Genomic DNA, 8,730 nt, shown 5'->3' with positions numbered 1-8,730 from the left:
GAATTTAACATGGAAAAAGACGAAAAATTAGAACAAACGTCAGAAACAACGGAAGCAAAAAAGGGTGCGATCCCACAAGAATTGATCGATCGTATCAATGAATTGGCTAAAAAGAAAAAAGAAGGTACGCTAACAGAAGCTGAAAAAAAAGAGCAACAAGAACTGCGTAAGACTTACTTAGCAATGTTTAGAGAAAACTTCCGTAGCCATGTAGAAATGTTACAAGTCTACGATAAAGATGGCAATGAAGTTACTCCAGAAAAAGTCAAAAAGATCCAACGTGAACGTGGTTTGCGTGATAATTAAAGTTGTTTAGCGCTTTATTTTTAAGGGTAACTTGTGTAGAATAAGTAGTTGAATGAATATAATAAGAAGGGGGTGCTGAAATGTCTACTGGAGTTTGGATCGTACTTGTAGTCTTGGCGCTTATCCTTGGCTTTGTTGGTGGTTTCTTTGCTGCTCGTAAGTACATGGAAGACTATTTGAAGAAAAATCCGCCGATCAATGAACAAATGTTGCGGACGATGATGATTCAGATGGGGCAAAAGCCTTCTGAAAAGAAACTTCATCAAATGATGGCTTCAATGAAGCAAAATATGTCTAAAAAATAATTTAAAACTAAAAATAGGTTGTGACTTACGCGTCCAACCTATTTTTAGTTATTTTTTTGTTGTAGGATCGATGTAGCGGAAGCTCGGATCGATCGCTTTGTCCAGTTTGGTAAAGGCTTGTTCCATTTCAGTGATGATCGTTGCTTGGGTCTCATCGGTCAATTTAGTTTTGCGATCAACGTAGATCGGTTCGCCAAAGCGAACTGTTGTCCTTTTACGGCTAAATAGTGCTTTTAAAGTCAAAGGGCCTTGGTAAACGGCAGGAATGATCGGGACACCAGTCATTTTAGCGATCAAAACGACGCCTCCTTTCATTTCCTGTGAATGTCTAGTCCCAGAAGGAAACATGATCAAAGAAAGATCACTTTTTTTAAGTAACTTAACGGGGGTCTTGATCACAGAGGGACCTGGATTTTTTCGGTCGACCGGAAAAGCGTTGGCATGTTTTAAGATAAACCGCAAAATTGGATTTTTGAAAAGTTCTTCTTTTGCCATGAAGCTGAACTTTTTGGGAGAAGCTGCTAAGGCAAAATACAAGGGATCAAACCAGGTGCGGTGTGGGCCAACCAAAATATAATTTCCTGAAGGTAAGTTTTCCTTGCCCTCAAAGTTTGGTTTACCGTTGATCAGATAAACAAGAAACCTAACTAGGCCTCGAATAAATGAATAAAACATGGTGTTTACTGCTATAGACTGTGAGAGATTTGAAAGTTCTATAGCCTTCCTTTCTTAGATAGCGCTACTGCTTGCCTACTCACAGTTTAACTTTCAAGTGGCTTCAATACTTGGACAGCACTATTTATTTATTGTACATTTTTTAGTATGCTAAATTTAGCTTAAAATTGCAAGTCACGTTAAAGAGTAAAAGAAGGTGTTTTGATTTGAATAAAATCGAATTAAGAGAAGATGAACGGATCGACCAGTTATACGCTAACGATATCAAAATAATTCAAAGTTCAAAAGTTTTTTCTTTTTCTTTGGATGCAGTGTTATTGGCTCATTTTGCCGACCCAACTAAAAAAGAAAATGGCAAGATAGTCGATCTTTGCGCGGGAAATGGAGCAGTTGGTCTATTTTTAACAAACAAAACTAAAGCTTCGATCGTGGCTGTTGAGATCCAACCTAAATTAGCTGAAATGGCTAAACGCAGTGTCGAATTAAATTCTTTAGAACAACAGGTGACCGTCTTGAATCTTGATCTAAATGATTCGTTGACGTATTTGAAAAAAGATAGCTTTGATACGGTCACATGTAATCCACCGTACTTTTCAGATCTTCCGACTAGTAAAAAAAATCCTAATCCATATCTGGCGTTGGCCCGTCATGAGATCACGGTGACTTTAGCTCAAACGATCGAAATGAGCAGTGCGCTTTTAAAAACTAAAGGTAAAGCTTATTTTGTTCATCGCCCTGACAGACTTTTTGAGATCTTTGAATGCATGCAAAAAAATCGGTTAGCCCCAAAGAAGGTCCAACTAGTCTATCCTAAAAAAGGACGTGAAGCCAATATGGTCTTAGTCGAAGCAATCAAAGATGGACGTAAAGGTGGGTTACGCTTTTTGTCTCCGATCACAGTCTATCAAGCAAATGATGAATATACACTTGAGATGAGGAAAATTTTATATGGAACAGCGGGATAAACAGTATTTTTTCTATGTTTTACGCTGTGTTGATGCCACTTTTTATACGGGCTTTACGACTGACCTCAAACAGCGTTTAATGACCCATAATAGTGGGCGGGGAGCTAAATATACACGCGTTCGACGTCCTGTGAAAATGATCTATCATGAGCAATTTGCGACTAAAAGTTTGGCACTTAAAAAAGAATACGCGTTCAAACAACTAACACGCCAACAAAAGGAATGGTATTTGCGCAAACATGGAGTCGCTGAGAAATATTTGTTAAAATAGATTTATGTTATAGTAGAAATTGAAGTGCTAGCTTTAGATTTGAAGTTAAAATGTGAGATCATCAAGAGAAAGCTAGCTAAAATTCAAGAAAGGAAGGCTGCATTTCTTCATTTAGATTCACATTTGGTGCAGCAATTCGTTATGAAGTTTATTGCGTATAATGTACGTCAAGATGAACGTGCTTATTTTGAAAATTGGTCTCAAGAAAATAATATTGAAATAAAATTAGTTGCAGATGAAGTTACGTCCGAAAACTTGAGCTTATCTAAGGGATATGATGCCGTCATCAGCTTTCAAACTGGTACCTATCCAGCTGAGCTTTTTGAAACTTTGGCTGGCTATGGCGTCAAAGATGTTTCGATCAGAAATGTCGGGGTGGATAATTTAGACCTAGCTGAAGCTAAAAAATATGGGATCGCTGTAACTAATGTGCCAGCATATTCGCCTAATGCGATCGCTGAATTTTCAGTAGCGATCTTACTACAATTGTTGCGTAATCAAAATATTTTCCGCAAGCGAATGGCTGCCAATGATTATCGCTGGGCCCCCTTTGTTGGTAAAGAGATCAGAGCTTTGACGATCGGGGTCGTTGGTACGGGGCGGATCGGTAAAGCTACGATCGATATTTATAAAGGCTTTGGTGCTAAGATCTTGGCTTTTGATCCGTATCATGATCCTAAATTGGAAAATGAGGGCATCTATGTTGATACGCTAGAAGATCTGGTAGCTAAAGCGGATGTGTTGACCTTGCATATGCCAGGCTCTGACAAAGATGGTCATCTGATCGATGCTAAAATGATCGAAAAAATGAAAGATGGCGCTTATATCATCAATACTGCTCGCGGTTCTTTGATCGATGCTAAAGCTTTGCTTGTGGCTTTGAAGAGTGGCAAATTAGGTGGTGCTGGTTTAGATACGTATGAATTTGAGACGCCGATCTTTAACCATGATCTAAATGAAACAGGTGTTAAAGATGAGCTGTTCAAAGAGTTAGTTGCGTTAGATAACGTCGTGATGACGCCACACATTGCTTTTTACACTGAAACAGCGGTTGAAAATATGGTAAATATCTCATTAGATTCGGCTAAATCGGTGATCGAGACTGGAACGGCACCGACCTTAGTTCAAGCAAAATAAGCTTGATTTTTTAACAGAAACGATTGCAATTACTCTAGGAGTAGGTTATAATATCAGGAGTGCCTATAAAGGTACAATTCACACCTTATGCGATGGTCAAAAGAGTGCTCATTTGAGTTTTTTGATCGTTGAACATAGGGGAGGATAATTAAAACTATTTTGGAGGTTAATTGTAATGGCTGTTATTTCCATGAAACAATTACTTGAAGCTGGTGTACATTTTGGTCACCAAACACGTCGTTGGAACCCTAAGATGAAGAAGTACATCTTCACAGAACGTAATGGTATCTACATCATCGACTTACAAAAAACTGTTAAGTTGATCGACGATGCTTACGATTTTATGAAAGATGCTGCTGCTAACGATGGTGTTATCTTGTTTGTTGGTACAAAGAAACAAGCACAAGATGCGATCGAAGAAGAAGCAAAACGTGCAGGTCAATACTACGTGAACCATCGTTGGTTAGGTGGTACTTTGACAAACTGGAACACGATCCAAAAACGTATCAAACGTCTAAAAGAGATCAAAGCAATGGAAGAAGATGGCACATTTGAAGTGTTACCTAAGAAAGAAGTTGCCCTATTGATCAAAGAACGCGATCGTCTTCAAAAATTCCTTGGTGGTATTGAAGATATGCCGCGTATCCCTGATGTATTGTTCATCGTGGATCCTCGCAAGGAACGTATCGCTGTTAAGGAAGCACAAAAGCTTAACATTCCTATCGTTGCTATGGTCGACACAAATGCTGATCCAGATGAGATCGATGTTAAGATCCCATCAAACGATGATGCTATCCGTGCCGTACGTTTGATCACATCTAAGATGGCAGATGCGATCATCGAAGGTCGTCAAGGCGAAGATGATGCACCTGTTTCAGAAGAAACTTTCCAAGCTGCTAACGGCGAAGAAGTTGAATCCATCGAAGAAATCGTTGAAGTTGTTGAAGGCAACAACGATACAGATGCTGAATAGTTAATAAACTTAGGCTGTCTCAGGTTTTAGGTAGGCATTTTGGCCTTAGTCTTGAGATGGCCTTTTTTTAAATTATGGTTTGGGTACACCATGGTGTTTATACCAAAAGTATTCCAAATTAATCACTCTAAGGAGGCCACTAGGCTATGGCAAAAGTTACTGCTGCTCAAGTAAAAGAATTACGCGAAAAAACTGGCGTAGGTATGATGGATGCTAAGAAAGCTTTAGTTGCTGTTGATGGTGACATGGACAAAGCTATTGATTTCTTGCGTGAAAAAGGTATGGCAAAGGCTGCTAAGAAGAGCGACCGTGTTGCTGCTGAAGGTTTAGCTGACGTTGAAGTTGTAGGTAACACAGCTGCAGTTGTTGAGATCAACGCTGAAACAGACTTTGTTGCTCAAAACCAACAATTCAAGGACCTTGTAAAACGTGTTGCAGGTTTGATCGCAGAAAATAAACCAGCCGATTTAGAAGCTGCTTTGGCTATCAAGACTGACAAAGGTACGATCAACGAAGAGATCATCGAAGCTACACAAGTTATCGGTGAAAAGATCACATTGCGTCGCTTTGAATTAGTTGAAAAAGCTGACAACGAAAACTTCGGTGCTTACTTACACATGGGTGGTAAGATCGCTGTTTTAACTGTTGTTGAAGGTGCTGATGAAGTGGCTGCTAAAGACGTTGCAATGCACGTTGCAGCTATCAATCCTAAGTACGTGAACCGCGACCAAGTGCCTGCTAGTGAAGTAGAACACGAAAAAGCAGTTTTAACTGAAGAAGCTAAGAATGAAGGCAAGCCAGAAAACATCATCGAAAAGATGGTTGCAGGTCGCTTGAACAAGTTCTTTGCTGAAGTTGCTTTAGATGACCAAGCATTTGTTAAGGACCCAGACTTGACAGTTGCTAAATTCATGGCTTCTAAGGACGGCAAAGTTAAATCCTTTGTTCGTTACGAAGTTGGTGAAGGTATCGAAAAGAAAGCTGATAACTTTGTAGAAGAAGTTATGAGCCAAGTTAAATAACATTCGCTTATTTTAACGTTAGGACCCTTGATCTATCAGGGGTTCTTTTTTTGTACTTATGGGAAAAATACATCCAGTGGGCAAATAGTGGGCAGAAAAAATAAACAATTAGATGTGATAGCATCAAAATTAATTATGGAATGAACTTGTTGAATTATTTAATGCTTATTCGAGCTATTGTTCCCAAAACAAAGTAGTAAGTTATTTAATAATAATTATTTGCGGCGCGATATTACTTAAACTTTGGTGCATTTCGTTATTGTTCAATCTCATGTTTTGCTTGGATAAGTAATATGTTAAAAAGTTGAGATAGGACACTATTTTCTGAGAACATAATGATAATCTATGATATATTTAACGCAACAATTCGCAATTCATAGTGTTTTTAGGTAAAATAGAGAAAGAAGTTTCTAGTCAGAATAGTTAGGGGTCATAATAATAATGTTAAAAGATTTAATTGGACGCAATATTACTGCCATGGTTATTGACGAAAATGCAGACTATGTTTTTGCTCAAAAAGAAGGAACGACTTTTAGGATCGCTAAGAGCGAACTTTTGAAGTTACCTAAACTAGGGGCTATGATCTCAGGCTTTGCTTATGAAAATGAAGATCATGAATTACAGTTAACTAAAAATGAGCCTAAGAGCGGTTTTGATCGTTATGCATGGGGGGAAGTAAAAAAGGTCCAACGTGGCTTAGGGGTTTTCGTTGATATCGGGCTACCTAACAAAGATATCGTGGTTTCGACCGATACTTTACCTGAATTGCAAAATCTTTGGCCTAAAGCAGGCGACCATTTAATGATCGCGTTACGTGTAGATGATAAAGGCCGTCTTTGGGGCGAATTAGCTACGATGGAGATGTTTAAAGCTGTAGGTGATGTTGCAAGTCAAAAGATGATGAATAAAGACGTGACAGCAACGGTCTATCGTTTGAAGATGGTAGGTTCATATGTTATCACTAAAGATTATCAATTAGGATTTATTCATCCGTCGGAACGTGATCAAGAACCACGTTTAGGTCAAGAAGTTAAAGCTAGGGTGATCGGAGTAAGACCAGATGGGACATTGAATCTTTCATTGCGTCCACGTGCTTATGAAGCTATTAGTGATGATGCTCAAATGCTTTTAGCTGCTTTACAACATAATGCAGATGGGCGTTTGCCGTTTACAGATAAGAGTGATCCGGCCGAGATCAAAGTCTATTTTGGGATCAGTAAAGGACAATTTAAACGCGCAGTCGGTCATTTAATGAAAGCGGGTCTAGTTGTGCAACGAGATGGATATTTGATCTTAGTCAAATAGAGTGTAGAAAGGAAGGATGACCTTGGATCAGTTAGCAAAGATCGAACAAAAGTTACATGCACAAGGCTTTAAATTAACGCCTCAAAGAAAGGCAACGATCGCGGTGTTACTTGAGCATCAAACTAGGCATCTTTCGGCCGAAGAGGTTTATTCTTTACTCCGTCAAAAGTATCCTGAAGTTGGTTTAGCAACTGTATATCGTACATTGGACGTTTTAGCCGAGATCCAGATCGTTAATAAGATCAGTTTTGAAGATGGGATCGCTCGCTTTGACCTAAAAACTAGCGATAAGGGGCATTTTCATCATCATCTTGTATGTAGTGTTTGTGGTAATGTGACTGAGATCTACGAAGATATGCTGATCGATGTTGAAGAACGGCTTGCACGGCAATATCATTTTGAAGTTACAGATCATCGACTGACTTTTTTGGGTATTTGTCAAGATTGCCAACGAAAACAAGTGATCAAGGAAGTGAAAGCAGATGACTCAAACATCTGAAGTGATAGCTGATTATTTACACTATCTCAAAGTCGAACGTGGTCTATCTAAAAATACACTTCTGAGTTATGGGCAAGATCTTCACCAGTTTGCAGCATTTTTAGAGCAAAAAAAAATTACGCTGACTCAGGTCGATCGTGATTTGATCATGTTGTATCTAGAGAGCCAATTACAACATCAAAAAAAAAGAACTTCGATCAGTCGTTGTATTACGAGTTTAAGACGTTTTTTTCGTTATTTGATGCAAGAAGAGCTCGTCATTAAAGACCCGATGCAACTGATCGAATTGCCTAAAAAAGAAAGCCATCTGCCAGAAGTATTGTCGGTGTCTGAAGTTGAAATGCTACTTCAAACACCGGATGTAGAAAAGCCGTTGGGGTTACGTGACCGTGCGATCTTAGAATTGATGTATGCGACTGGCTTACGGGTCAGTGAGGTCATCAATTTAAAATTAGCAGATCTGCATTTAGAATTGGGGATCATCCAAACGCTAGGTAAGGGGCAAAAAGAGCGGCTCGTTCCGATCGGAGACACAGCTGTAATGTGGGTCCAGCGCTATTTAAAAACGGCGCGTCCTAAGCTATTGAGAACAACAAATGATTATTTATTTGTGAATTTTCATGGAAATCAGTTAACTCGTCAGGGGATCTGGAAAAATTTGAAACAGCAGGTCAAATTCGCGGGGATCAAGAAAAATGTGACTCCACATACATTGCGACATTCATTTGCGACCCATATTTTAGAAAATGGAGCTGATCTGCGGATCGTCCAAGAACTATTAGGACATGCAGATATTTCAACAACACAACTCTATACACACTTATCTAAGAAACGTTTAGCTAAGATCTACAATGAAGCTCATCCGCATGCATGATTGTCTTTCACATGAATTTGTGGTAATCTAGCATAATCAGAAGAGCAATTGGCTATTGGAGGAGAAAATGCTTTATAAGTATAAAAGTGACTATGAAAAAATCGCAATGGGATTGTTATCGTTTATCCCTGATTTAAAAGAGATCGCTAATTTGAAGACGGAAATTGAATGGTACGAAGCTGATAGTTCGCATGTGCTATATTTATGGAAGAATGAGAATCGTGATTTTGTCGGGGTTTTAGGGACCGAAATAAATGAAGATTTTATCATGGTACGTCAGATAGCAGTAACACCAACGGAAAGAAGTCAAGGACTGTGCTTTTTGATGCTAGATGACTTAGCCGAACTTTATCCAGATAAGAAGATCATGGGTAATATTGAAGCTTCGACCTTGATAG

Annotated in this window: 12 protein-coding genes; 11 read left to right on the top strand and 1 reads right to left on the bottom strand. The window is 38.9% G+C overall.

All coding sequences use genetic code 11. The annotated features are described in order from the left end of the window. Positions 1–9: 9 nt before the first annotated feature. Entirely contained in the window at positions 10–306 is a 297-nt protein-coding gene (locus tag Q9Q35_RS07345) for a DUF896 domain-containing protein (RefSeq protein WP_304652795.1), read from the top strand. Between the two features lie 80 nt (positions 307–386). Further along, on the top strand, positions 387–611 hold the full coding sequence (locus Q9Q35_RS07340) for a YneF family protein (RefSeq protein WP_304652794.1): 225 nt from the start codon (positions 387–389) through the stop codon (positions 609–611). 48 nt (positions 612–659) lie between these two features. On the opposite strand, the gene Q9Q35_RS07335 is transcribed toward Q9Q35_RS07340, so the two are convergent. Continuing rightward, entirely contained in the window at positions 660–1,286 is a 627-nt protein-coding gene (locus Q9Q35_RS07335; RefSeq protein ID WP_304652793.1) for a 1-acyl-sn-glycerol-3-phosphate acyltransferase, read from the bottom strand. Positions 1,287–1,492: 206 nt separating this feature from the next. Between Q9Q35_RS07335 and Q9Q35_RS07330 the strand changes: the two genes are divergently transcribed. The 9 genes from Q9Q35_RS07330 to Q9Q35_RS07290 all read left to right on the top strand — a co-directional run. Next, positions 1,493–2,251: a tRNA1(Val) (adenine(37)-N6)-methyltransferase gene (locus Q9Q35_RS07330; protein WP_304652792.1), complete on the top strand. Its 759-nt coding sequence runs from the start codon at positions 1,493–1,495 to the stop codon at positions 2,249–2,251. After that, complete coding sequence (locus tag Q9Q35_RS07325) at positions 2,235–2,522, top strand: GIY-YIG nuclease family protein (protein ID WP_304652791.1); 288 nt, start codon at positions 2,235–2,237, stop codon at positions 2,520–2,522. Before Q9Q35_RS07330 ends, Q9Q35_RS07325 begins: the two co-directional genes overlap by 17 nt. A gap of 141 nt (positions 2,523–2,663) precedes the next feature. After that, a complete protein-coding gene (locus tag Q9Q35_RS07320; protein ID WP_304652790.1) occupies positions 2,664–3,659 on the top strand; it encodes a D-2-hydroxyacid dehydrogenase in 996 nt (331 codons plus the stop codon). A 175-nt stretch (positions 3,660–3,834) separates the two neighbouring features. After that, the gene (gene rpsB, locus Q9Q35_RS07315) at positions 3,835–4,632 is read left to right on the top strand and encodes a 30S ribosomal protein S2 (RefSeq protein ID WP_004047620.1); all 798 of its coding nucleotides are present in this window, start codon (positions 3,835–3,837) and stop codon (positions 4,630–4,632) included. A 146-nt stretch (positions 4,633–4,778) separates the two neighbouring features. Then, on the top strand, positions 4,779–5,654 hold the full coding sequence (tsf, locus tag Q9Q35_RS07310; protein WP_304652789.1) for a translation elongation factor Ts: 876 nt from the start codon (positions 4,779–4,781) through the stop codon (positions 5,652–5,654). A gap of 441 nt (positions 5,655–6,095) precedes the next feature. Beyond that, entirely contained in the window at positions 6,096–6,959 is an 864-nt protein-coding gene (locus Q9Q35_RS07305; protein WP_304652788.1) for a S1 RNA-binding domain-containing protein, read from the top strand. A gap of 16 nt (positions 6,960–6,975) precedes the next feature. Next, complete coding sequence (locus Q9Q35_RS07300) at positions 6,976–7,458, top strand: Fur family transcriptional regulator (RefSeq protein WP_304652787.1); 483 nt, start codon at positions 6,976–6,978, stop codon at positions 7,456–7,458. Then, positions 7,442–8,332, top strand: coding sequence for a site-specific tyrosine recombinase XerD (gene xerD / locus Q9Q35_RS07295; protein ID WP_304652786.1), 891 nt, complete (start codon positions 7,442–7,444; stop codon positions 8,330–8,332). The genes Q9Q35_RS07300 and xerD overlap by 17 nt, the downstream gene beginning before the upstream one ends. A gap of 67 nt (positions 8,333–8,399) precedes the next feature. Then, on the top strand, positions 8,400–8,730 hold a 331-nt coding region (locus Q9Q35_RS07290; protein WP_304652785.1), incomplete at its 3' end, for a GNAT family N-acetyltransferase.

This window comes from uncultured Ligilactobacillus sp. (assembly GCF_948826705.1).
Classification (GTDB): domain Bacteria; phylum Bacillota; class Bacilli; order Lactobacillales; family Lactobacillaceae; genus Ligilactobacillus.
Note: the sequence above shows the minus strand (reverse complement) of the source record. Positions and strands in the feature narration are given on the sequence as shown.

Coding starts and splice junctions, on each gene's coding strand:
- rpsB (WP_004047620.1), top strand. CDS start 3,835: ATGGCTGTTATTTCCATGAAACAATTACTTGAAGCTGGTGTACATTTT.
- Q9Q35_RS07335 (WP_304652793.1), bottom strand. CDS start 1,286: ATGTTTTATTCATTTATTCGAGGCCTAGTTAGGTTTCTTGTTTATCTG.
- Q9Q35_RS07345 (WP_304652795.1), top strand. CDS start 10: ATGGAAAAAGACGAAAAATTAGAACAAACGTCAGAAACAACGGAAGCA.
- Q9Q35_RS07300 (WP_304652787.1), top strand. CDS start 6,976: ATGACCTTGGATCAGTTAGCAAAGATCGAACAAAAGTTACATGCACAA.
- Q9Q35_RS07340 (WP_304652794.1), top strand. CDS start 387: ATGTCTACTGGAGTTTGGATCGTACTTGTAGTCTTGGCGCTTATCCTT.
- tsf (WP_304652789.1), top strand. CDS start 4,779: ATGGCAAAAGTTACTGCTGCTCAAGTAAAAGAATTACGCGAAAAAACT.
- Q9Q35_RS07320 (WP_304652790.1), top strand. CDS start 2,664: ATGAAGTTTATTGCGTATAATGTACGTCAAGATGAACGTGCTTATTTT.
- Q9Q35_RS07305 (WP_304652788.1), top strand. CDS start 6,096: ATGTTAAAAGATTTAATTGGACGCAATATTACTGCCATGGTTATTGAC.
- Q9Q35_RS07325 (WP_304652791.1), top strand. CDS start 2,235: ATGGAACAGCGGGATAAACAGTATTTTTTCTATGTTTTACGCTGTGTT.
- xerD (WP_304652786.1), top strand. CDS start 7,442: ATGACTCAAACATCTGAAGTGATAGCTGATTATTTACACTATCTCAAA.